Origin of the sequence: Achromobacter sp. ACM05 (assembly GCF_019218915.1) — a bacterium.
Lineage (GTDB): Bacteria > Pseudomonadota > Gammaproteobacteria > Burkholderiales > Burkholderiaceae_B > Achromobacter > Achromobacter animicus.
This window is the reverse complement of sequence record NZ_JAHUWQ010000002.1, coordinates 288,707-309,906: the sequence shown is the minus strand read 5'-3', so window position 1 is coordinate 309,906 and position 21,200 is coordinate 288,707. Positions and strand designations below refer to the sequence as shown.

The 21,200-nt window shown below is 66.5% G+C and carries 19 protein-coding genes; 8 read left to right on the top strand and 11 right to left on the bottom strand.

The features are described from left to right. Positions 1 to 30 precede the first annotated feature (30 nt). Entirely contained in the window at positions 31 to 1,398 is a 1,368-nt protein-coding gene (locus KW836_RS12320; RefSeq protein WP_218343487.1) for a mechanosensitive ion channel family protein, read from the bottom strand. A gap of 136 nt (positions 1,399 to 1,534) precedes the next feature. Here KW836_RS12320 and argH point away from each other — a divergent pair, with 136 nt between their 5' ends. Further along, on the top strand, positions 1,535 to 2,956 hold the full coding sequence (gene argH, locus KW836_RS12315) for an argininosuccinate lyase (protein WP_218343486.1): 1,422 nt from the start codon (positions 1,535 to 1,537) through the stop codon (positions 2,954 to 2,956). A gap of 118 nt (positions 2,957 to 3,074) precedes the next feature. Here the strand turns inward: argH and KW836_RS12310 are convergent, their stop codons facing one another. Together KW836_RS12310 and KW836_RS12305 are read right to left on the bottom strand one after the other, a co-directional pair. Continuing rightward, the gene (locus KW836_RS12310) at positions 3,075 to 3,494 is read right to left on the bottom strand and encodes a type II toxin-antitoxin system HicB family antitoxin (RefSeq protein ID WP_218343485.1); all 420 of its coding nucleotides are present in this window, start codon (positions 3,492 to 3,494) and stop codon (positions 3,075 to 3,077) included. Between the two features lie 7 nt (positions 3,495 to 3,501). Beyond that, positions 3,502 to 3,687: a type II toxin-antitoxin system HicA family toxin gene (locus tag KW836_RS12305; RefSeq protein ID WP_218343484.1), complete on the bottom strand. Its 186-nt coding sequence runs from the start codon at positions 3,685 to 3,687 to the stop codon at positions 3,502 to 3,504. 248 nt (positions 3,688 to 3,935) lie between these two features. Between KW836_RS12305 and KW836_RS12300 the strand changes: the two genes are divergently transcribed. Next, positions 3,936 to 5,957 (top strand): PEP/pyruvate-binding domain-containing protein, encoded by a 2,022-nt coding sequence (locus KW836_RS12300; protein WP_218343483.1) that lies wholly within the window; start codon positions 3,936 to 3,938, stop codon positions 5,955 to 5,957. A gap of 171 nt (positions 5,958 to 6,128) precedes the next feature. On the opposite strand, the gene lpdA is transcribed toward KW836_RS12300, so the two are convergent. The 7 genes from lpdA to KW836_RS27900 form a co-directional block, all read right to left on the bottom strand. Beyond that, positions 6,129 to 7,532: a dihydrolipoyl dehydrogenase gene (gene lpdA / locus KW836_RS12295; RefSeq protein WP_175138924.1), complete on the bottom strand. Its 1,404-nt coding sequence runs from the start codon at positions 7,530 to 7,532 to the stop codon at positions 6,129 to 6,131. A gap of 2 nt (positions 7,533 to 7,534) precedes the next feature. Beyond that, complete coding sequence (locus KW836_RS12290) at positions 7,535 to 8,965, bottom strand: dihydrolipoamide acetyltransferase family protein (protein ID WP_218343482.1); 1,431 nt, start codon at positions 8,963 to 8,965, stop codon at positions 7,535 to 7,537. Between the two features lies 1 nt (position 8,966). Beyond that, positions 8,967 to 10,010 (bottom strand): alpha-ketoacid dehydrogenase subunit beta, encoded by a 1,044-nt coding sequence (locus KW836_RS12285; RefSeq protein ID WP_175126103.1) that lies wholly within the window; start codon positions 10,008 to 10,010, stop codon positions 8,967 to 8,969. A gap of 2 nt (positions 10,011 to 10,012) precedes the next feature. Beyond that, positions 10,013 to 11,245, bottom strand: a complete 1,233-nt coding sequence (locus KW836_RS12280) for a 3-methyl-2-oxobutanoate dehydrogenase (2-methylpropanoyl-transferring) subunit alpha (protein ID WP_175126102.1) — start codon at positions 11,243 to 11,245, stop codon at positions 10,013 to 10,015. 199 nt (positions 11,246 to 11,444) lie between these two features. Continuing rightward, a complete protein-coding gene (locus KW836_RS12275) occupies positions 11,445 to 12,038 on the bottom strand; it encodes a nitroreductase (protein WP_218343481.1) in 594 nt (197 codons plus the stop codon). Between the two features lie 104 nt (positions 12,039 to 12,142). Then, a complete protein-coding gene (gene cadR / locus KW836_RS12270) occupies positions 12,143 to 12,577 on the bottom strand; it encodes a Cd(II)/Pb(II)-responsive transcriptional regulator (protein WP_175126100.1) in 435 nt (144 codons plus the stop codon). A gap of 103 nt (positions 12,578 to 12,680) precedes the next feature. Further along, positions 12,681 to 13,166 (bottom strand): hypothetical protein, encoded by a 486-nt coding sequence (locus KW836_RS27900; protein WP_255595937.1) that lies wholly within the window; start codon positions 13,164 to 13,166, stop codon positions 12,681 to 12,683. On the opposite strand from KW836_RS27900, the gene KW836_RS12265 reads away from it, so the two are divergent. From KW836_RS12265 to KW836_RS12245, 5 genes are all read left to right on the top strand, one after another. Continuing rightward, entirely contained in the window at positions 13,104 to 15,191 is a 2,088-nt protein-coding gene (locus KW836_RS12265; RefSeq protein WP_370633021.1) for a heavy metal translocating P-type ATPase, read from the top strand. The genes KW836_RS27900 and KW836_RS12265 overlap by 63 nt on opposite strands. A 150-nt stretch (positions 15,192 to 15,341) precedes the next feature. Then, positions 15,342 to 16,241 (top strand): helix-turn-helix domain-containing protein, encoded by a 900-nt coding sequence (locus KW836_RS12260; protein WP_218343480.1) that lies wholly within the window; start codon positions 15,342 to 15,344, stop codon positions 16,239 to 16,241. Between the two features lie 191 nt (positions 16,242 to 16,432). Next, positions 16,433 to 18,118 (top strand): thiamine pyrophosphate-binding protein, encoded by a 1,686-nt coding sequence (locus KW836_RS12255; RefSeq protein ID WP_218343479.1) that lies wholly within the window; start codon positions 16,433 to 16,435, stop codon positions 18,116 to 18,118. 49 nt (positions 18,119 to 18,167) lie between these two features. Beyond that, positions 18,168 to 19,154, top strand: coding sequence for a tripartite tricarboxylate transporter substrate binding protein (locus tag KW836_RS12250; protein WP_175124182.1), 987 nt, complete (start codon positions 18,168 to 18,170; stop codon positions 19,152 to 19,154). Positions 19,155 to 19,188: 34 nt separating this feature from the next. Next, the gene (locus KW836_RS12245; protein ID WP_105238410.1) at positions 19,189 to 19,506 is read left to right on the top strand and encodes an NIPSNAP family protein; all 318 of its coding nucleotides are present in this window, start codon (positions 19,189 to 19,191) and stop codon (positions 19,504 to 19,506) included. 108 nt (positions 19,507 to 19,614) lie between these two features. On the opposite strand, the gene speG is transcribed toward KW836_RS12245, so the two are convergent. Next, positions 19,615 to 20,199, bottom strand: coding sequence for a spermidine N1-acetyltransferase (gene speG / locus KW836_RS12240; protein WP_175124181.1), 585 nt, complete (start codon positions 20,197 to 20,199; stop codon positions 19,615 to 19,617). Positions 20,200 to 20,383: 184 nt separating this feature from the next. On the opposite strand from speG, the gene KW836_RS12235 reads away from it, so the two are divergent. Continuing rightward, a complete protein-coding gene (locus KW836_RS12235) occupies positions 20,384 to 21,175 on the top strand; it encodes an IclR family transcriptional regulator (RefSeq protein WP_175124180.1) in 792 nt (263 codons plus the stop codon). The last annotated feature ends 25 nt before the right edge of the window (positions 21,176 to 21,200 follow it).

The window sequence follows — 21,200 nt, the reverse complement described above, 5'->3', positions numbered from 1 at the left end:
TGGCGGCGGCGTGCCTTCGCACCCTTGTCCCTAGCGCGGCATCTTGCCGTCCCTCAGCCCCCGCTCGAACGGCAGGGCCGCGTCGCCGTCCACGACAGGCCCCTGCCGGTCGCGCTCGGCGGACAGCGCCGCCTGGATGGCGCTATCGCGCAGGTAACTGCCCATCGCGCCGATGTCCGCGCCGGACGGCTGCTGGTACAGGCGCAGGCCCAGTTCCGGCAGGATCGCCAGGAGATGGTCGAAGACGTCGCCCTGGATGCGTTCGTATTCGACCCAGGCCGTCACGGCGGTAAAGCAATAGACCTCTACCGGAATGCCCTCGGACGTGGGCTCCATCATGCGCACCATCATCGCCATGTCCTGGCGGATCTCGGGATTCTGCTTCAGGTAAGCCAGCGCGTAGGCGCGCAGCGTGCCGATGTTGGTCAGCCGGCGCCGGTTGGCCGGCACGCTGGCCAGTTCACCCAGCGTCTGGTTGGCCTGGACGATGTCCTGGGTCTTGGTCTGCAGGTAGTCGTGCAGCAACCGGAACTTCATCAGGCGCTGCGGCTCGTCGTCGGCCAGGAATCGCACGCTGGCGGCGTCGATGCGGATGGTGCGCTTGATGCGCCGGCCGCCCGATTCGAACATATGCCGGTAGTTGCGGTAGCTTTCCGAGAACAGCTTGTAGGTCGGCACCGTGGTGACGGTGTTGTCCCAGTTCTGCACCTTGACGGTATGCAGGGCGATGTCCTTGACGAAGCCGTCGGCGTTGCATTGCGGCATCTCGATCCAGTCGCCGATGCGCAGCATGTCGTTGCTGGTGAGCTGCGTGCTGGCCACCAGCGACAGCAGCGTGTCCTTGAACACCAGCAGCAGCACCGCGGACAGCGCGCCCAGGCCCGAGATCATCCACAACGGCGACCGGTCGATCAGGATGGAAAGCACCAGAACGGTGCATACCGCCGCAAGAATCAGCTTGCCAATCTGGATGTAGCCCTTGATGGAGCGGGTCTGCGCGCGGGTCGTGGCCGAATAGGTGTCCTGCCAGGCGCTCAGCACGCCCGAAAACGCAATGAACACGCAGATCCAGGCGCCCGCGTGCGCCAGCCGGCCGACGATGCTGACCGCCCGTTCGGCATGGGGCACCAGGTCGATGCCCACGGACACCACTGCAAACGGCACGGCGTACCAAAGGTTCTGATACGCCCGGCGGCGCTGCAGCGCCTTGTCCCAGTCGACGCGGCCGCTGGCGACCAGCAGCCGGTGGGCCAGCAAGAGGACGACGCGGGCGACGACCCACTGCACGAACAACGCGGTCAGGATAAGCACGCCGATCCCGATCAGCGTCTGCGCCCAGATCTCCCGCGGCATGTGGGTATCAAGTTGGGTGACTAGCTCTTCCCATTCCAGGGGCATGGATCCGTACTCGCTTTTCAGGTCTTGAAACTAACCGGGGATTATCCGACAACTCGTCCTGTCCGCGGGTTCCGGCCCCGCATATCCGGCCCCGGCATTACCCGGCGCGGCGCGAGGCCCTATAATCCCGGCCATCATGGCAAAGACTCCCTCCCCCGATCAAAACCAGTTCGCCAACAAGGCGCAGGCCTGGTCCGCCCGGTTCTCCGAGCCGGTTTCCGAACTCGTCAAACGCTACACGGCGTCCGTGGATTTCGACAAGCGCCTGGCGCGCCACGACATTCAGGGCTCGCTCGCGCACGCGGACATGCTGGCCGCCCAGGGCATCATCGGCGCCCAGGATCTGGCCGACATCCAGCGCGGCATGACCCAGATCCTGTCCGAAATCGACGCCGGCTCGTTCCACTGGCTGCTCGACCTGGAAGACGTCCATCTGAACATCGAAAAGCGCCTGGTGGAACTGGTGGGCGATGCGGGCAAGCGCCTGCACACCGGCCGTTCGCGCAACGACCAGGTCGCCACCGACATCCGTCTGTGGCTCCGTGACGAAATCGACACGCTGCAGGTCCTGCTGCGCCAGCTGCGCCACGCGCTGGCCACGGTCGCGCTGGAAAACGCCGGCACCATCATGCCGGGCTTCACGCACCTGCAAGTGGCCCAGCCCGTCACCTTCGGCCATCACCTGCTGGCGTACGCCGAAATGTTCGGCCGTGACGCCGAGCGCCTGGCCGATTGCCGCCGCCGCGTGAACCGCCTGCCGCTGGGCGCCGCCGCCCTGGCCGGCACGTCGTTCCCCATCGACCGCGAACGCGTCGCCAAGACCCTGGGTTTTGAAGGCGTGTGCCGCAATTCGCTGGACGCCGTCTCCGACCGCGACTTCGCCATCGAATTCTGCGCCGCCGGCGCGCTGATCATGACGCACGTCTCGCGCCTGTCCGAAGAGCTGGTGCTCTGGATGAGCCCGCGCGTGGGCTTCATCGACCTGGCCGACCGCTTCTGCACCGGCAGCTCGATCATGCCGCAGAAAAAGAACCCCGACGTGCCTGAACTTGCCCGCGGCAAGACCGGCCGCGTCAACGGCAATCTGGTCGCCCTGCTGACCCTGATGAAGGGCCAGCCCCTGGCCTACAACAAGGACAACCAGGAAGACAAGGAAGGCCTGTTCGACACCGCCGACACGCTGCGCGACACGCTGACGATCTTCGCGGACATGGCCGGCGGCATCAAGGTCAAGGCCGACAACATGCGGGCCGCTGCGCTGCAAGGCTTTGCCACCGCCACCGATCTGGCCGACTACCTGGTCAAGCGCGGCGTGCCTTTCCGCGACGCCCACGAGGTCGTGGCCCACGCCGTGCGCGATTGCGAACAGCGCGGCTGCGATCTGGCCGACCTGTCCACCGCCGAACTCACGGCCTACCACCCCAGCATCACCGAAGACGTGCATCAGGTGCTGACGCTGGAAGGTTCGGTTGCCGCGCGCAAGCATGTGGGCGGCACCGCTCCGGAGCGCGTGGCTGAAGAAGCCCAGCGCGTTCTGGCGGAAACGGCGGAAGGCTGATTGCCGCTGCGGGTGATGGTTTGACTACAAGGCCCCCATTGGGGGCCTTGTTGCATTCAGCGCCGACCGATGCCGTGACTCAAAGCGGCGATGTTCAGGTTCCAACCCGCCGAGTCAGCTAGACCATGGACACGTCCAGCCTTCGGCCCAACTGACCAAGCGCCGCCTCGACCTGTTCGATCCGCGACCCGTGCCGCAGATTCAGCAATCGATCCACTTGCGGCGTATGAACGCCAAGCCTGCGAGCCATCTCGGCTTTGCGCACGCCTTGGCGAATCATTTCATTCGACAGAAACACCTTGCTGGTAACGACCGCCGGCAAGGTGACCGCATACGGCGATGACGTTTTCTCCGACGGCATCGGGATCAAGCGACGTTCATCGAAATAGATCTCCAATGCCGCCTCAAGCGCTTCCAGCGCGTTCACCTGCGCATCTTGCTCATCCTCGCCGACGCTCGTCGCTTCCGGAAAATCCGGAAACAGCACCAGAAAGGTGCCGTTCGTATCGGGAGTCAACGTGTAGGGATAGGTCAGCATGGCAGCCTCACTTCAAGCCCAGTTGCTTCATGATTTGGTTTTCAAGGTTCTTTCCCATTTCCTTGGCGCCATGAAATGGAAAAATGGTGCTCACGCCATTCAGCGTCACTCGGTAATGGCTACTGCCTGCGCGATGCGGCACGAAGATGGCGCCCTGCTTTTCTAGCCACCTTTTGAATTCGCTGTACTTCATGATTTCGAATGCAGCGACGCGGAGTAGATTACAACACAAATGTTTTATACAACAACATTAATGTTGTTTTCATATCGCTGGCTCCTCCCGCCCTGAGGATATGCCGCCCACCACACGGCACCGCGCCGTCCCATGCGAAACCAGACGAACTTACGTCGAGCCCAAACTCGTGGGACGTGGCACCAAGATGGCGCGTCCCCAATAACGTTGGATATGATTGCGGCTTCCCGTAGCTCCACCATCCCCCCATGTCCACCTTGAGTGCGCCATCGAAGCACTTCCGGCATTCCCGCGTAACCCGGATCGTCCTGACTGCGGTCTGCGTGCTCGGAATCGCGGCCATTGATGCAGCCCACGCCCAAACCGCCCGCAAACCCTCCCCCTACGAAAACGGCCGCCCCCTTCGCCCCGACGAGGTCGAGGCGCGCAAGGCGGAGGACGCGCGATGGGGCGGCCCGCGGTTTCTGGAGAAGATCCAGACCCGGGGCGAATTCGATCAACTGGCGCGGGTCTACAACGCCGGCACGCCGCTCGAAATTCCGCATGTGCTGTTCGTGATCGACCGCCAGCGCAAGGACCGCATCTACTACCTGCACACGCCCCGCTACGGCCTGCACGAAACCTTTGCGCGCGAGCGGCGTCTGCTGTCGGGCGACAAGGCCAAGCTGATCGCGCAGTACAAGGATCCGAACCGGCGTCTGCTGTTCGGCACGCTGAGCTGGCAGAACGGCCTGCCGGGCTACACGTTTGAATTCTGGGAAGGCGATCTGCTGACGCCGGAACTGCTGACCCTGACCGCGCAGCGGCTGGCGGCCACGTTCTACGAACCGCTGCGTTTCAAGAGCAACTCCACCTTGCAGGAGCAGACGGCGCAGCGCGCCGGGATGGATGTTGTCACGCAAGAGGCGCTGCTGCGCGAGCAGACCTTCCTGCCGCTGAATACGGGGCGCGCTCAGGGCCGGCTGCGCATCGTCAAATCCGTGGACGAGACGCCTGACCTGTCGCCCACCGACATCGTGGTGCTGGACGAGGTGCCCGTCGCGCTGACGCCCGTGGCCGGACTGCTCACACAGCGCCCGTCCACCCTGCTCTCGCACGTGAACCTGCTGGCCAAGGGCTGGCGCATTCCCAATGCCTATGTGCGGGACGCCGTGGCGGCGTTGCGCGAGCATGACGGCCAGTGGGTCGAGCTGATTGTCGAAAGCAACGGCTATCGGGTGCAACGCATTGCACAGCCTGCGGTCAATGCCAACCAAGCGGCAACGACGCCCGCAAAAGCCGCCACGCCGCTGCCCAAACCCGATCTGTCGGTGCCCGCCGCCAAGCCGCTGTCCGGCATGACCACGCGCGACAGCCGCTACTGCGGCGTCAAGGCGGCGAACCTGGGCGCGTTGAAGGCCGTGCTGCCGCCCGCGGCCAGCGTGCCGGACGGTTTTTGCATTCCATTTGCCCAGTACGCGGCGTTCATGCACAAGCTGGGCGTGCCTGCCCGCTTGGCGGCGCTGGAACAACGGGCCGACTTCGCGTCCGACGCCAATGTGCGGCGCGCCGAACTGGCCAAGCTGCGCCAGGACATCGCCGACGCACCGCCCGACGCCCTGTCGGCCGACTGGCTCGCCCGCTGGAAAAAACAGCTGGGCGGCCGCGGCGTCTTTGTGCGCAGCTCGTCCAATTCCGAAGACCTGCCCGGCTTCAGCGGCGCGGGCTTGTACACCACTGTGCCGAACGTCACGCAGGCCGACGCGCTGGCCCGGGCCGTGCAGACAGTGTGGGCGTCGGTCTACAACTTCGAGGCCTACGAAGCGCGCCGCGCCGCGGGCTTCAACCAGGACGCGGTGGTCATGGCCGTGCTGGTGCAACTGGCCGCGGCATCGGACAGTTCGGGCGTCATGATCACGCGCGATCCCTTCGACGCCTCGCGCCGCCATGTCACGTATTTGTCCGCCAAGCGCGGGCTGGGCATCAAGGTGGTGGAAGGCAAGCGCCAGGCTGAGCAGGTCATGTATTCAAGCTGGTCCAAGGCGGTGCAGGTGTTGAGCCGGTCGGCCGAGGACACGGAGCTCGTGGCCGCCGCGGGCGGCGGCGTGCGCGAAGTGCCCATCGAGGGCGGCCGGCAGGTGCTCAATGACGCGCTGGTCGCGCGCCTGGCCGCCGTGGGACGGCAGGTGAAGAAGCGGCTGGGAAATGCGGACCAGGACATCGAATGGGCCGTCCAAGGCGACGAGATCCTGATCCTGCAGGCGCGGCCGTACATCGACGGAAGCCGCTGACAGCAATCGCGCGGGGCGGTAGGCGGCTTGCCCAGCCCGGACTGCATGAACCGCGTCGCCAAAGGCCGGCCGGATCGCGCATGTTGCATCGGGCGCAGCACATCGGCGCGGTAGAACCGGCAAAGCAACAGAGACCCGGCGCGGACATTGCATCCGCGCCGGGTCCCGCCTTCAGATATGCAACGCGTGCCCCAGCGCCTTGAGCGCGGCCTCCTGCACTGCCTCGCCCAACGTGGGATGCGCGTGGATCGTGCCCGCCACGTCTTCCAGCGTCGCGCCCATTTCCAGCGACTGCCCGAACGCCGTCGACAGCTCCGACACCGCGCGCCCCACCGCCTGCCACCCCACGATCAGATGGTTGTCGCGCCGGGCCACCACGCGCACGAAGCCGTCGGTGGATTCCAGCGTCATGGCACGGCCGTTGGCGGCAAAGGGGAATGCCGCCGTCACGCAATCCAGCCCTGCGCTTTCGGCGTCCTGCGGCGACAGGCCTGCGACCACGACCTCGGGGTCCGTGAAGCACACGGCAGGAATGGACGCCGGCTGGAAGTGGCGGCGCTTGCCCGCCACCAGTTCGGCCACCATCTCGCCCTGCGCCATCGCGCGGTGCGCCAGCATGGGCTCGCCTGCGATGTCGCCAATGGCCCAGACATCTCGCATCGACGTGCGGCACTGGTCGTCGATGCGCAACGCGTTGCCTTTGCGATCGAGCTGCAGGCTTTCCAGTCCCCAGCCTTGCGTGCGCGGGCGGCGTCCCACCGAGATCAGCACGCGGTCGGCGGGCAGCAGCGTTTCGGCGCCGCTGGCGTCCTGCACGCGCACCGCGTCGCCCTTGCCGTTCAGTCCCAGCACCTTGCGACCCAGATGCAGCGCCACGCCCATCTTGCCCAGCGCGGCCGCGACAGGCTTGGTGAGTTCGGCGTCGTAGGTCGGCAGGATGCGGTCCTGCGCCTCGACGACGGCGACTTCTGCGCCCAGCTTGCGGTACACGGTGCCGAGTTCCAGCCCAATATAGCCGCCGCCCACCACGACCAGTTGCTTCGGGATGCTGGTGGGCGACAGGGCCTCGGTGGATGACACCACCATTCCGCCGAATGGCATGGACGGCAGCGGCGTGGGTTCGGATCCCGCCGCCAGCAGCAGGTGTTCGCACTGGATGCGGAAGCGGCCCGCATCAGGCGTTTCGACTTCGGCCGTCTTGCCATCCAGCAGCGTGGCCCAGCCGCGCACGACTTCCACGCCGTTCTTCTTGAGCAGCGCGCCGACGCCGCCCGTCAGCTTGCCGACGATGCCGTCTTTCCAGGCCACGGTCTTGGCGATGTCGATACGCGGCGCGTCGACCGCGATGCCCAGCGCCGATTCGCCGGCGTAGTGACGCGCCTTGTCGAATTCCTCGGCTGCGTGGATAAGCGCCTTGGACGGGATGCAGCCGATGTTCAGGCACGTGCCGCCCAATTGCGCGCCCTCGACCAGGATGGTCGGCACGCCCAGTTGCCCGGCGCGGATGGCGGCCACGTAGCCGCCGGGACCGCCGCCGATCACCAGCAATGTCGTTGTCTTTGTGATCTGGCTCATGCTTACTCCACGAAAAGCAGCGCGGGTTGTTCCAGCAGCGCGCGCACGGCCTGTATGAAGCGTGCCGCGTCCATGCCGTCCACTACGCGGTGATCGAAGGACGACGACAGGTTCATCAGCTTGCGCGCCACCACAGCGCCGTTGCGGAAGGCCGGGCGTTCGACGATGCGGTTCACGCCCACGATGCCGACCTCGGGATGATTGATCACCGGCGTGGTGACGATGCCGCCCAAGGGACCGAGGCTGGTGATGGTGATGGTCGAGCCGGACAGTTCGTCGCGCCCGGCCGAGCCGCTGCGCACCGCCTGCGCCAGCCGCGTGATCTCGGCCGCCATGGACCAGAGATCGCGCGCCTCGGCATGACGCATCACCGGCACCATCAGGCCGCCGTCGCTTTGCGTGGCGATGCCGATGTGCACCGCGCCGTAGCGCGTCACGACGCCGGCCTCGTCGTCGTAGCGCGCGTTGATCTGCGGAAAATCGCGCAGCGCCACCACCATTGCGCGAGCCAGAAGCGGCAGCAGCGTCAGTTTGCCGCGCTGCTCGCCCCATTTGGCGTTGAGCTGCACGCGCAGGTCTTCGAGCTCGGTCACGTCGATTTCCTCGACGTAGCTGAAGTGCGGGATGCGGCGCTTGGATTCGGCCATCTTCTGCGCGATCTTCCTGCGCAGCCCGATGACGGGCACGGCGTCTTCGTCGTTGCGTTCGGCGTAGGCGGAGCCGGCGCGGGCGTTGCTGGCCGAGCCCTGCCCTTGCAGCCAGGCGTCCAGGTCTTCGTGCAGGATGCGGCCGGCCGGGCCGCTGCCTTGCACGTAGCGCAGTTCGACGCCCAGATCCCACGCGCGCTTGCGCACGGCGGGTGAGGCCAGCGGCTTTTCGCCGGGCTGACGGACTGCGGCGGGCGCGCCGCCGGATTGGCGCCCGGCCGGCGACTTGGCCGACACCGGCGCGGGACCGGATGCGGATGCCGAGGTTGACGACTTGGCCGGCGTGGAAGGTGCGGGCGTCGATGCGCCGGGCGTCGATGCGCCGGACGTCGCTACGCCAGACGCCGAAGCGCCGCTCTCCACCAGACTCGGCCCACCAGCCCGCTGCGCCCCGTCGGCAGCAATCCCCTCACCCGCAGACACCGCCGCCTTCGCCGCCGGCGCCGCCGGCGCCGCCGCAGCGCCCGCCTTCACATTGCCTTCGCCTTCGACTTCGAGCCGGATCAATTCACCGCCCACGGCCATCACCTGGCCAACATCCCCGCCCAGGGAAATCACCTTGCCGACCACCGGCGACGGAATCTCGACCGTGGCCTTGTCCGTCATGACGTCGGCCAGCGGCTGGTCCTCGGCGACGGTGTCGCCCACCTTGACGTGCCAGCCCACCAGCTCGACCTCTGCGATGCCTTCGCCGATGTCGGGCATCTTGATGATATGAATCCCCATGTCATGCCTCCATCGCGCGTTTGAACGCTTCGCCGACCCGGCGCGGGCCGGGGAAGTACGCCCATTCCTGCGCGTGCGGATAGGGAGTGTCCCAACCGGTCACGCGCTCGACGGGCGCCTCCAGATGATGGAAGCAGTGTTCTTGCACCAGGGAAATCAGTTCCGCGCCAAAGCCGCAGGTGCGCGTGGCTTCGTGCACGACCACGCAGCGCCCGGTCTTCTTGACGGAGTTGACGATGGCGTCCAGATCCAAGGGCCAGAGGCTGCGCAGGTCGATGACCTCGGCGTCGATGCCGGTCTCTTCGGCCGCGGTCAGCGACACGTGCACGGTGGTGCCGTAGGTCAGCACCGTCAGTTCCGAACCCGGACGCACGATGGCGGCCGATTCCAGCGGCACGGTGTAGTAGCCGGTGGGCACGACGCTGCCCGGGCGGCCGGTCCACGGCGTAACCGGGCGGTCATGGTGACCGTCAAACGGGCCGTTATAGAGGCGCTTGGGTTCCAGAAAGATCACCGGATCGTCGTTCTCGATGGCGGCGATCAGCAGGCCTTTCGCGTCGTAAGGATTGGACGGCATCACCGTGCGCAGCCCGCAGACCTGCGTGAACATGGCCTCGGGGCTCTGGCTGTGCGTTTGCCCGCCATAGATGCCGCCGCCGCAAGGCATGCGGATGGTCATGGGCGCAATGAACTCGCCCACCGAGCGGTAGCGCAGGCGCGCGGCTTCAGACACGATCTGGTCCGAGGCCGGATAGAAGTAGTCGGCGAACTGGATCTCGCACACGGGCCGCAACCCGTACGCGCCCATGCCCACCGCCACGCCGACGATGCCGCCTTCGGAGATGGGGGTGTCGAACACGCGCGAGCTGCCGTACTTGGCCTGCAGGCCTTCGGTGCAGCGGAACACGCCGCCAAAGTAGCCCACGTCCTGCCCGAACACGACGACGTTGTTGTCGCGCTCGAGCATGACATCCATGGCCGAGCGCAAAGCCTGGATCATGGTCATCGGCGCCGAGGCCGGACCAGCGTTGTTATCGATTGCCATGGTCAGACTCCGAGCTGCTGGCGCTGCCGGCGCAGATGCTCCGGCATGTCCTTGTACACGTCTTCAAAAATGCTGGCGGCGCTGGGGACGTGGCCGTCCACCAAAGTGCCGTAGCTCTCCGCTTCCTTCTGGGCCGCCAGGATCTCGGCGTCGAGTTCGGCGCGGACCGCGTCGTGCTCGGCGTCGGACCAGATGCCCAACAGGATGAGGTGTTTCTTGAAGCGCTCGATCGGGTCGCCGAGGGGGAAGTGGCTCCAGTCGTCGCCGGGACGGTACTTGGTGGGGTCGTCAGAGGTGGAGTGCGGACCGGCGCGGTACGTGACCCACTCGATCAGCGTCGGGCCCAGGTTGCGGCGCGCGCGTTCGGCGGCCCAGATCGACGCGGAATAGACCGCCAGGAAATCGTTGCCGTCCACCCGCAGCGACGCAATGCCGCAGCCCACGCCGCGGCCCGCGAAGGTCGCGCCCTCGCCGCCGGCGATCGCCTGGAAGGTCGAGATGGCCCACTGGTTGTTGACGACGTTCAGGATGACAGGCGCGCGGTAGACGTGCGCGAAGGTCAGCGCGGTATGGAAGTCGGCTTCGGCGGTGGCGCCGTCGCCAATCCAGGCCGAGGCAATGCGGGTATCGCCCTTGATGGCCGACGCCATGGCCCAGCCCACCGCCTGGATGAACTGCGTGGCCAGGTTGCCCGAAATCGTGAAGAAGCCGTTTTCGCGGTCGGAATACATGACCGGGAGCTGGCGGCCCTTGAGCGGGTCGCGCTCGTTGGACATGAGCTGGCACATCATCGTCACCAGCGACACATCGCGCGACAAAAGAATGCTTTGCTGGCGATAGGTGGGAAAGCACATATCCCCCTTTTCCAGCGCCATGGCGTGGGCAGTGCCGATGGCCTCTTCGCCCAGGCTCTGCATGTAGAACGAGATCTTCTTCTTGCGCTGCGCGGTCAGCATGCGCCCGTCGAAGATGCGCGTCTTGAGCATTGCCCGCATGCCGGCGCGCAGCTGGTCGTGGCTGATCTCAGGCGCCCACGGGCCGACGGCGCGGCCGTGCTCGTCGATGACGCGGACCAGGCTGTAGGCCAGTGGACCGGTGTCGACCGCGGCAACATCAATGGGGGGTTTGGGCACCTCGCCGGGTGGCGAAAGATGCAGATAGGAGAAGTCTGTCTTGCAACCCGGTCGCCCTGTCGGCTCGGGGACGTGCAACTTCAGCGGCCCATATTGGCTCATGTATTGTCTCCACGCTTGATCGTGTCATGCGTTTTCTTCCTACCAAGGCGTTGCCAGAGGCGTGTGACCTCGGACGCTGCCGTCGACGGCTTGCGCCCGGGGATACTTGGGCAAAGCCGTTGACGAGATTAGCACAGGGGACAGGGCCGATGAGCGGGCCGCGCGGCCTTTTGGGGCCGCATTGGACTGAGGGTTTTCCTCAGGCGGCGCCGGTCCATTCCGTGACGAATTCACGGTAGTCCGGACGCTTGGCGGGCGGCACCGCGCACGCGGGCGTGCCGATGGCCAAAAAGCCCAGGAAGCGGTAATCCAGCGAGTCCAGGCCCAGCGCGTCCTGCACGTCTTCAACGTACGTGCCCAGGCCGGTGCTCCAGAACGCGGCGTAGCCCAGCATGTGGACGGCGTTCAGGATGTTCATCACCGAGCAGCCGGCGGCCAGCAGTTGTTCCTGTTCAGGGATCTTGGTGTTGCCGTGGGCAATCTTCTGGGCCACGGCGATGAACAGCGGCACGCTGGCCATCCATTCGCGGACCGACTTTTCCTTTTCGGGCGTCATGCGCGGGTCGCCGCTGCGCTTGACGGCGTCAAGCGCCATGTCCGCCAGCTTGCCGATGGCCTCGCCCTGGATCACGACATAGCGCCACGGACGCAGCGCGCCGTGATCGGGCGCAGACATGGCGGCCTGCAGGATCTGTTCGAGTTCGTCGGGTTTGGGCGCCGGCGCCCGCAGGAACTTGAAGGAGCGGCGCGAGGTCAGGGCGTGGAGCGGCGTGGCGGTCTGGTTTACGGTCATTGATCGATGCGCAAATGGGAAAGAAACAGATTCTCATAGTACGCGATGACGTCTGACCGGTCGCTGATCCCCCGGACTGCAACAAGGACATCCGGGCAGTGCGCTCAGCCCAGGTGGGTGTGCCGCTCCTGCCGCTCTTCGACCTGCATTTCGCTCAGCCCGTGCAGGATGCCGCAATCGTCCGAGTCGGGCCGCGCCGACACGCAGCGCTGGCGCAAGTCGCTCAATTGGGCTTTCAGCTGCATCAGTTCGGCGATGCGCTCGTCGACATGCGAGATGTGCTCGTCGAACAGCTTGTTGATGGGGCCGCAACCGGTGCGATGGTTGTCGGCCACGGACAGGATGGCGCGGATTTCGTCCTGCGTCATGTCCAGCGCGCGGCAGTTGCGAATGAGGCGGAGGCGCTCCAGATGCGTCTGGCCATAGGTGCGGTAGTTGTTCAACCCGCGCTCCGGGGCGGGCAGCAGCCCCTCTTTTTCGTAATACCTGACGGTTTCGACCGTGGTGCCGGCCGCCGTGGCCAATTCGCCGATACGCATCGCTGCCTCCCGGATCCGATCCGATGATTAGGGGTTGACCCTATAGTAACTCCAAGGTGTGGAATTGCGTCATCAGCTTATTTGAAGGGTCAAGCGGATGTCTTTACCTCCGGTCAAAGAACACAAACATCAGTCGGGCAAGCACGGCAGCGCCTGCTGCGGTGGCGGACACTCGCCTGCGCCGGTCGCCGTCGCGCGCGTTGAGACGCCAGGCGATGCCGCCTGCTGCGGCCACGAACATCCGAAGGCGGCGGGCGAGGCCCCCGGCCGTGGGCATGATGCGCACGCGGGTCACGATCACAGCCACGGGCACGATGCCCACACCGGCCACGATTACCATCACCGCCACGGCCATGACAGCGAACATGGCGCCGACACCTGCTGCGCGCCCGCTGCCACAGCCCCGGCTGCCCAGGACGATTCCTGCTGCGGCCACGCGCATGGCGATGCGGTTCTGCAGCCGGCCGCCGCCGCGACGCTCACCGCCGGCCCCGGCCAGCTGCTTGCGCGCCTGCGCATCGGCCAGATGGATTGCCCCACCGAGGAAACGCTGATCCGCAAGAAGCTCGCCGGCGTGGACGGCGTGCATGCGCTGGACTTCAACCTGATGCAGCGCATCCTGACCGTGGTTCACGCCGACGGCGCGCTGGACCGCATCATCGCAGCCATCAAATCGCTGGACATGACGCCCGAGCCCCTGGCCGACGGCGCGGCGGCCGCGCCCGCCCCCGCCGCCAAGGCGGTGAACTGGTGGCTGATCGGCGGCGCGGGCGTGCTGGCGGCGCTGTCCGAGTTCTCGCATTTTGCCGGCGGCCCGTTGCTGCTGACCGCGGCACTGGCCGTGGCCGCCATCCTGGCCTGCGGGGTCAGCACCTATCGCAAGGGCTGGATTGCCGTGCGCAACGGCAACCTGAACATCAACGCGCTGATGAGCATCGCCGTCACCGGCGCCGTGCTGATCGGCCAATGGCCCGAAGCGGCCATGGTGATGTTCCTGTTCAACGTGGCCGAACTGATCGAAGCCCGCTCGCTGGACCGCGCGCGCAACGCCGTGCGCGGCCTCCTGGATCTGGCGCCCGACACCGCTACCTTGCGCCAGCCGGACGGCACTTGGGCAGAAGTGCCCGCCGCATCGCTGCAGCCGGGCGGCATCGTGCGCGTGCGGCCGGGCGAGCGCATCGCCGCGGACGGCATCGTCGTGAACGGCGCGTCGGCTGTGGACCAGTCGCCCATCACGGGTGAAAGCCTGCCCGTCGAAAAAGCCCAGGACGATCCGGTGTTCGCAGCCACCATCAACACCTCCGGTTCCTTTGAATACCGCGTGACCGCCGCGGCCGGCAACACGACGCTGGCGCGCATCATCCACGCGGTGGAACAGGCGCAGGGCGCGCGCGCGCCCACGCAGCGCTTCATCGACCGGTTCTCGCGCATCTACACGCCTGCCGTCGTGGCCGTCGCGGCGGCCGTGGCCGTGCTGCCTCCGCTGCTGTGGGGCCAGCCGTGGTTCGACGCCATCTACCGCGCGCTGGCGCTGTTGATCATCGCCTGCCCATGCGCGCTGGTGATTTCCACACCCGTCAGCATCGTCAGCGGCCTGACCGCCGCCTCGCGCCGCGGCATCCTCATCAAGGGCGGCGTCTATCTTGAAGAAGGGCGCAACCTGAAATGGCTGGCGCTGGACAAGACCGGCACGCTGACGCACGGCAAGCCGGTGCAGACCGATCTGCAGGACTGGGACGCCCCGGCGCAGAATCCCCACCCCGCCGCCCTGATCGCCGCCAGCCTGGCCGCCCGCTCCGACCACCCCGTGTCGCTGGCAGTGGCCAATGCTGCGCGCGACGCCGGCAGCGCGCTGCTCGAGGTCGACGCCTTCACCGCCCTGCCCGGCCGCGGCGTCAGCGGTCAGGTCGACGGCCAGACATATCACCTGGGCAACCGCCGCCTGATGCGCGAGCTGGGCGTTTCCAGCGATGCGCTCGATGCCCGCTTTGATGAACTGGAAAGCCAGGGCAAGAGCGTCATCGCGCTGTCCGACGGCAGCCGCGTGCTGGCGCTGGCGGCCGTGGCCGATACGGTCAAGCCCACGAGCGCCCAGGCCATCGCCGACCTGCACGGGCTGGGCGTGCGCACGCTGATGCTGACGGGCGACAACACGCCAACTGCGGAGGCCATCGCGCGCCAAGTCGGCATCGACGAAGCGCGCGGCGACCAGCTGCCCGAGGACAAGCTGACCGCCATTGAAGGCAAGCTTGCGCCGGACGTGCGGGTCGGCATGGTGGGCGACGGCATCAACGACGCGCCCGCGCTGGCCCGCGCCGACATCGGCTTTGCAATGGGCGCGGCCGGCACCGGCACGGCCATCGAGACCGCCGACGTGGCGCTGATGGACGACGACTTGCGCAAGATCGGCACCTTCCTGCGCCTGTCTCGTGCCACGCATCGCGTGCTGGTTCAGAACATCGCGCTGGCGCTGGGCATCAAGGTGGTGTTCCTGGCGCTGGCCGTGACAGGCCACGCGACGCTGTGGATGGCGGTGTTTGCCGACGTAGGCGCGAGCCTGCTGGTGGTGGCCAACGGCCTGCGGCTGCTGCGCGCCGCGCCGGCCAGCCGCTGAACGGAACGGCGGGCGGCGCCGAGGCCGGCCAACGCGCTGGCTGCGGCGGGCGGCGCCGAACTGGCACCGCCGCGCCGCAGCCCCCGCCGCGATTGCCCGTATGATGGCGAAAAACAGAGCCGCCCCGCGCGCCATCAAGGAGACTCCCGCTTGTCCGCAGGTTCGCATTCGCCCATCCCGGAAACGTTTCCCACCTTTGAATCATCGGATTTCTCGGGAGAGGGATCCTTTTATTTCGACCTCGTGCGCCTGCAGGATCACGACGACATTCCGCGCGGCTTCCTGCACCGGCACCGCTATTACCATCTGCTGTGGATGACCGAGGCGCAGGGCACGCATCTGCTGGACTTCGAGCAGCACGCGGTGCGCGACCACTCGGTCTTCTTCCTGTCCCCGGGCCAGATTCACGCGTGGACGTCGTCGGTGAAACCCAGCGGCTACGTCATGAACATCAGCACCGAATTCTTCGCGCAGATGTTCCCGCGGGCGGACGACATCGCCAAGTTTCCGTTCTTTCACCTGGCGGGCGGCCCGCCCGTGATCTACCTGACCCGCGAGCAGCACGACGCCATGCTGCCGCTGCTGGCCGAGATCGAACGCGAAACGCGCGACCGGCAGACGGGCCGCTTTGACGTGGTGCGCTCGTACCTGCTGATCCTCCTGACGCAGCTTCGCCGCCTGTATCCGGCCGACGAACGCGAGACCGCCGCCGGTCCCAGTTATTCGCTGGCCAAGCGCTTCACCATGCTGATCGAAGAGCATTACCTGGACTTCTCGGCTATCCGCCAGTACGCCGACGCCCTGTGCGTCAGCGAGCGCCAGCTCAACGACGCGGTCAAGCGCAGCGTGGGGCGCACCGCCAGCCAGCTCGTGCAGGAGCGCATTGCGCTGGAGGCCAAGCGGCTGCTGTGCAACACGGAGTTGAGCATCGCCGAGATCGGATTCCAGCTGCACATCGAGGACCCGGCTTACTTCACGCGCTTTTTCAAGAAGCACACGGCCTGCACCCCGGGCGACTTCCGCAAGAAGTACTACCGCCCCATCGAATGACGGCCCCGTCGGATGGCGGCCGTAATGAATGACGGCGCCGTCGGATGACGGCCATACCGCATGGCGGCCGCGTCGCCCGCCCCGCAAAAAAGTGCAAAACAAGCTCTGATCTGTCCTAACGCGCCCTGACCCGGGCTGCGTAAAGTTCATCCGGACTCAACCCGCCGCGCTGCGGCCAGATTGAAACTGCGATGAATGACACTTCGACATTGATGACGGGCGGCCAGCATGTGGTGCGGGCCTTGCTGGAGCACGGCGTGGACACCGTATTCGGCGTGCCCGGCGAGAGCTACCTGGACGTCCTGGACGCGCTATATGCGCACCGCGAGCAGATCCGGCTGGTGTCCTGCCGGCACGAAGGCGCGGCGGCATTCATGGCCGAAGCGCACGGCAAGCTGACCGGCCGGCCCGGCATCTGCATGGTGACGCGCGGCCCCGGCGCCACCAACGCCAGCATCGGCGTGCAGACCGCGTTCCAGGATTCCACCCCGATGATCGTGCTGGTGGGCCAGGTCGGCAACGACATGGTCGAGCGCGAGGCCTTCCAGGAAATCGACTACCGCCGCATGTTCGGCCAGTTCACGAAGTGGGTGGCGCAGATCGACAGCGCCGCGCGCGTCACCGAATACCTGAACCGCGCCTATTCCGTCGCCACGTCCGGCCGCCCCGGCCCGGTGGTGCTGGCGCTGCCCGAGGACATGCTGACGGACGTGGCCCCGGCCCTGTCTTGCGGCGCGATCCAGGTGCCGCAGGCCTACCCGGCGCCCGACGCGATGGCCGGCATGCGCACGCTGCTTGCCAACGCGCAGCGTCCCCTGCTGATCGCCGGCGGTTCCGGCTGGACGGACGCGGGGCTGGCAAGCCTGACCCGCTTTGCCGAACTGAACGGCCTGCCGGTCGCGTGCTCGTTCCGCCGCCAGGACCTTTTTGACAACCACCACGCGCAGTACGTCGGCGAAGTCGGCATCGGCGTGAACCCGGAACTGGCCGAGGCCGTGCGCCAGGCCGACGTCATCCTGGCCGTGGGCGCGCGGCTGGGCGAGATGGTGACGGGCGGCTATACCCTGCTGCAATCGCCGGTGCCCAGCCAGACGCTGATCCATGTGCTGGCCAGCGCCGAAGAGCTGGGCCGCGTGTATCAACCCGCGCTGAAGATCCAGTCCGGCATGGACGCCTTTGCGGCGTCGGCGGCGGAACTGACGCCCGTGGATGCGACGCCGTGGCGCGACTGGACGCAGACGCTGCGCGGCAACTACCTGCGCTACACCGAGCTGCCCGCCGCGCGCGGAGACATGGACCCGGCGCGCGTCATTGCCACGCTGCGCGACCAGCTCGACCCGAGCGCCATTCTGACCAACGGCGCGGGCAACTACAGCGCCTGGGCGCATCGCTACTACCGCTTCAGCCAACCGCGCACGCAATTGGCGCCCACCAGCGGCGCCATGGGTTACGGCGTGCCCGCGGCCATCGCGGCCAAGCTACGACACCCCGAGCGCCAGGTGATCTGCCTGGCGGGCGACGGCTGCTTCCTGATGACCTCGCAGGAACTGGCCACCGTGAAGCAGCACCAGCTGGGCATCGTCTTCATCGTGTTCAACAACGGCATGTACGGCACGATCCGCATGCACCAGGAGGTGCACTACCCCGGCCGCACCATCGGCACGGACCTGTGCAACCCGGACTTCGTGGCCTACGCCCAATCGTTCGGCGTGACGGCCGAACGCGTGGACACCCATGAAGCGTTCGGCCCCGCGTTGGCGCGTGCGCTGGACAGCGGTTCCCCCTATCTGATCGAACTCAGTCTGGACCCCGAGGTGATCACGCCCCGGGCCACGTTGACGAGCCTGCGCGAAAAGGCGCGCACCGCCGGCGCCTGACAGATCAGGCACGGCGTTTACATAAAAAAATCCAACACTGGAGAGAGACATGACCACAACCCTGACCCCGCGCCGCCTGGCGGCCGCCTTCCTGATGACTGCCGCCTCGCTGGGCGCGGCAGCAACGGCTGCCGCGGCTGATTTCCCCGAGCGCCCCCTGCGCATCATCGTGCCGTTCGCCGCAGGCGGCGCCACCGACGTCATCGCCCGCACCGTGGCGCAGTCCATGTCCACCCGGCTGGGCCAGCCCGTCGTGGTGGAAAACAAGGCCGGCGCCAACGGCAACATCGGCGCCGTCATGGCGGCCCGTTCCGAAGCCGACGGCTACACGCTGCTGATGGCCACATCCAGCCACGCCATCAACGCCTCGCTCTATCACAAGCTGGACTACAACCTGACGCGTGACTTCGCCGGCCTGTCGAACCTGGCCTCGGTGCCGCTGGTGCTGGTGGTGAACCCGTCCGTGCCGGCCAAGACGCCGCAGGAACTGGCCGACTACGCCAAGGCCAACGGCAACCGCGTGAACTACGCGTCCGGCGGCACCGGCACGGCTTCGCACCTGGCGGGCGCGCAATTCAATTCGCTGGCCGGCGCGCAGATGACGCACGTGCCGTACAAGGGCGGCGCGCAGGCGCTCAACGACCTCATGGGCGGACAGGTCCAGATCATGTTCGCCAACCTGCCCGAGGTGCTGTCGCAGGTGCAGGCAGGCCGCCTCACCCCCATCGCCGTTACCGGCACGCAGCGCCACGCCGCCCTGCCCAACGTGCCCGCGTTTTCCGAGACGGCCTATACGGCCATGAACGCGCGCTCGTGGTTCGGCCTGTTCGTGCCGGCCGCCACGCCCGCGCCCGTGGTGGAAAAACTGTCCAAGGCCATCACCGACGGCATCGCCGACCCGGCGGTGCAGGACAAGCTCAAGGGACTGGGCGCCGACCCGGTGGGCGATGGTCACACCGCCTTCCAGAAATACGTCAACACGGAAGTGGAACGCTGGAGCGTGCTGGTCAAGCAGTCCGGCGCCACCGCCGACTGACACCCGTTTTTGCAACCGCCATCAAGGATTCATCATGCTTTACGACGTACGTACCTACACCTGCCGCGCCGGCACCATCAAGAAGCACCTGGCGCTGTATGCCGAACACGGCTACGAGGTGCAGAGCCGCCATCTGGGCAAGCCGCTCGCCTACATGCAGACCGAGACGGGCAACGTCAACAGCTACATGCACATCTGGGTCTATGACAGCGCCGCCGACCGCGAAGCCAAGCGCCAGGCGCTGCAGAAGGATCCGGCCTGGGCGACCTATCTGACCAAAAGCGCCGAGGCCGGCTACCTGATCAGCCAGGAAAACCGCCTGATGACGCCGACGGCATTCTTCAAGCCCTGATGTAAAACGCCGCCTCGCGCATGAAGCGCAGGGCGGCGCGATGGTTCAAAATTCATTCGGCGAAGGCCGCGGCGTGTGATGCTGCGGCCTTCGCCTTTGCAGGCGGCGTCAGCCCGCCTGGTCTTCCTGCGGCCAGTCCCGCAGCACGGGCGCGTCCGGCGCGCCCGGTCCCACGTCGCGCAGATGGTCGTGCTGCAACAGCGCCATCCGATAGGCATCGCGGTACGCGCCGTTGGAAAAGAACTCTTCCTTGAGCAGGCCTTCGATCTGGAAGCCGCAGCGCTCGTACACGTGGACGGCAGCGGTATTGTCCTTGTCCACCACCAGATACACCTTGTGCAGGTTCAGCACGCGGAACGCGTAGCCCACCGCAATGCGCGTGGCGGCCTTGGCGTAGCCGCGGCCCTGGTAGCTGGGCGCGATGATGATCTGGAATTCGGCGCGGCGGTGGATGTAGTCGATCTCGACCAGTTCGACCAGCCCGGCCGGCTGCCCGGTGTCGTGCTCGATGATGAAACGCCGCTCGTTCTGGTCATGCAGGTGGCGGTCGTACAGAGCCACGAGTTCGTCATAGGCCTCGTAAGGCTCTTCGAACCAGTAGCGCATGATGACGTCGTTATTGTTGATCTTGTGCACAAAGTGCAGGTCGCCGCGTTCGAGCGGGCGTAGTTTGATATCGGATGCGACCGACATAGATACCTCGAAATGACCGCTGGGGTGCGGCCATTCTATGTCAAGGCCACGGGTCCTGGGTTCAGGAAACCGTTGCCGGGTTGCGAGCACATAAGTATCTCTAGGAAATACCTAAGAATCTTTATAAAATCCCTGATTCCCCCGCCCGCCGCGGACGCCCACCGCCCACTTTTCTGCGAATCCCATGAGCCGTCCCGACCCTCTCTTCGTTCAATCCCTGGCCAAAGGCTTCGAACTGCTGGAAGCCTTTGCCCAACGCCCGTCCACCATGAGCATGAACGAACTCATGGAAATCACGGGATTCGACCGCAGCACCACGCAGCGCATGACGCACACGCTGGTCACGCTGGGGTATCTGGAACGCGGCGCCGGTGGCAAGGGCTATACGCCGGGCAAGAAGATCCTGCAGCGCAGCTTCGACTACATGCGCAGCGTGCCGCTGCTGGAACGCGCCACCCCGCTCATCGCCGAGATGCAGCGCGAAACCAATGAGCGCGTGGAACTGAGCCTGTTCGACGACCTGTACATCATTTTTGCGCTGCGCCGCCAGACCAAGCGCCAGACCTTCAGCAGCACGCTGGCCGGCCGCGCCCTGCCGATGGTGCAGACGGCCGGGGGCCGGGCCATCATGTCCCACCTGCCCGAAGAGGAAGTCGAGGACATCCTGGCGCGGTCCAAGGACATGCCGCTTGCCACGATTCCAAGCACGCCAAAGACCGACAACGATCCGGACCGCATCCGGGGCCTGGTTCAGCAGGCGCGCCAGGACGGCTATGCGACGGCCATCGAGGAAAGCATGCTGGGCGAGCTCAACCTGGCCGCCGCCATCCTGGATCATCGCCACCGGCCGGTGGCAGCCATCCAGATCGCGGGGCTGGTGTCCGAATGGGCCTCGCCGGCGGAATTTGCGCGGCGTTATTCGCCGCTGCTGCTGACAGCGGCGCGGGGGCTGAGCGGCAAGGTCGGGTTGTCATGACCGCCCTGCCCGCCGCCCCAACCCG

What these genes read in the sequence shown, in the direction of transcription:
- KW836_RS12280 (WP_175126102.1), bottom strand. Translation starts at nt 11,245, where the DNA reads ATGAGCCAATATGGGCCGCTGAAGTTGCACGTCCCCGAGCCGACAGGG.
- KW836_RS12320 (WP_218343487.1), bottom strand. Translation starts at nt 1,398, where the DNA reads ATGCCCCTGGAATGGGAAGAGCTAGTCACCCAACTTGATACCCACATG.
- KW836_RS12255 (WP_218343479.1), top strand. Translation starts at nt 16,433, where the DNA reads ATGAATGACACTTCGACATTGATGACGGGCGGCCAGCATGTGGTGCGG.
- KW836_RS12235 (WP_175124180.1), top strand. Translation starts at nt 20,384, where the DNA reads ATGAGCCGTCCCGACCCTCTCTTCGTTCAATCCCTGGCCAAAGGCTTC.
- KW836_RS12275 (WP_218343481.1), bottom strand. Translation starts at nt 12,038, where the DNA reads ATGACCGTAAACCAGACCGCCACGCCGCTCCACGCCCTGACCTCGCGC.
- lpdA (WP_175138924.1), bottom strand. Translation starts at nt 7,532, where the DNA reads ATGAGCCAGATCACAAAGACAACGACATTGCTGGTGATCGGCGGCGGT.
- argH (WP_218343486.1), top strand. Translation starts at nt 1,535, where the DNA reads ATGGCAAAGACTCCCTCCCCCGATCAAAACCAGTTCGCCAACAAGGCG.
- KW836_RS27900 (WP_255595937.1), bottom strand. Translation starts at nt 13,166, where the DNA reads ATGCACGCCGTCCACGCCGGCGAGCTTCTTGCGGATCAGCGTTTCCTC.
- cadR (WP_175126100.1), bottom strand. Translation starts at nt 12,577, where the DNA reads ATGCGTATCGGCGAATTGGCCACGGCGGCCGGCACCACGGTCGAAACC.
- KW836_RS12265 (WP_370633021.1), top strand. Translation starts at nt 13,104, where the DNA reads ATGGATTGCCCCACCGAGGAAACGCTGATCCGCAAGAAGCTCGCCGGC.
- KW836_RS12285 (WP_175126103.1), bottom strand. Translation starts at nt 10,010, where the DNA reads ATGGCAATCGATAACAACGCTGGTCCGGCCTCGGCGCCGATGACCATG.
- speG (WP_175124181.1), bottom strand. Translation starts at nt 20,199, where the DNA reads ATGTCGGTCGCATCCGATATCAAACTACGCCCGCTCGAACGCGGCGAC.
- KW836_RS12245 (WP_105238410.1), top strand. Translation starts at nt 19,189, where the DNA reads ATGCTTTACGACGTACGTACCTACACCTGCCGCGCCGGCACCATCAAG.
- KW836_RS12300 (WP_218343483.1), top strand. Translation starts at nt 3,936, where the DNA reads ATGTCCACCTTGAGTGCGCCATCGAAGCACTTCCGGCATTCCCGCGTA.
- KW836_RS12290 (WP_218343482.1), bottom strand. Translation starts at nt 8,965, where the DNA reads ATGGGGATTCATATCATCAAGATGCCCGACATCGGCGAAGGCATCGCA.
- KW836_RS12250 (WP_175124182.1), top strand. Translation starts at nt 18,168, where the DNA reads ATGACCACAACCCTGACCCCGCGCCGCCTGGCGGCCGCCTTCCTGATG.
- KW836_RS12310 (WP_218343485.1), bottom strand. Translation starts at nt 3,494, where the DNA reads ATGCTGACCTATCCCTACACGTTGACTCCCGATACGAACGGCACCTTT.
- KW836_RS12305 (WP_218343484.1), bottom strand. Translation starts at nt 3,687, where the DNA reads ATGAAGTACAGCGAATTCAAAAGGTGGCTAGAAAAGCAGGGCGCCATC.